Raw genomic sequence first — 767 nt, forward strand, 5'->3', positions numbered from 1 at the left:
CAGGGACACGGGGCAACGACAATGAACAGGTTTGTGTGCGGCATCGCCTTTTTGGCGCTGGCCGCTGCGCCGGCGAGGGCCGAGACGCGCTACGACCGCAACCTCGAAAAGGCGGTGATGGACATTGTCGCCGGCAAGATCGGCGATATCCGCGGCGGCTTTTCCTACAAGCAGGTTCCACAACTGGTCGGCCTGCCCGACACCCCGCCGGCGGTGCCGGTCGATCCGCCACGCCGGCAGGCCTCTGGCAATGCCAATGACGGCCTGGCGCCGGCTGTCGAGCGGCCGGTCTCGCGAACCATCTTCTAGTGCCCCTGTGCCAATGTCCTTGCCTTCGCGACCGGCTTTCGCCAAGGAAGGCCGATGAACTCCGCATTGCCAGCCAGTCCTCGCCAGCGGCTCGACGAATTGCTCGTCCAGCGCGGCCTGTTCGCCAGCCGCTCGCGCGCCCGCGACGCCGTCGAGCGCGGCACCGTGACGGTCGACGGTGCTGTTGCCCGCAAGCCCGGCCAGGGCGTCCTGAACGATTGCCACATCGCCATCGATGATCCGGCGCAACGCTACGTGTCGCGCGCGGCGTTGAAGCTGATCGCCGGTCTCGACCACTTCGGTCTCGACTCCACCGGCAGCGAGGCGCTTGACATCGGCGCCTCGACCGGCGGCTTCACCCAGGTGCTGCTCGAGCGCGCCGCAGCGCATGTCACCGCGATAGACGTCGGCCACGGCCAGATGCATCCCGAGATCGCCGGCGATCCGCGCGTCACGGT

The 767-nt window shown here is 68.1% G+C and carries 2 protein-coding genes; both read left to right on the forward strand.

Translation table 11 applies throughout. The features are described 5' to 3' along the window. The coding region (locus EN742_RS36590; RefSeq protein ID WP_348632884.1) for a hypothetical protein at positions 1–309 on the forward strand (309 nt) is incomplete at its 5' end. Positions 310–363: 54 nt separating this feature from the next. Beyond that, positions 364–767, forward strand: a 404-nt coding sequence (locus tag EN742_RS36595; RefSeq protein WP_281035066.1) for an SAM-dependent methyltransferase, incomplete at its 3' end; no start/stop codon positions are given.

The sequence above is a fragment of the Mesorhizobium sp. M4A.F.Ca.ET.020.02.1.1 genome, from assembly GCF_004022645.1.
Lineage (GTDB): Bacteria > Pseudomonadota > Alphaproteobacteria > Rhizobiales > Rhizobiaceae > Mesorhizobium.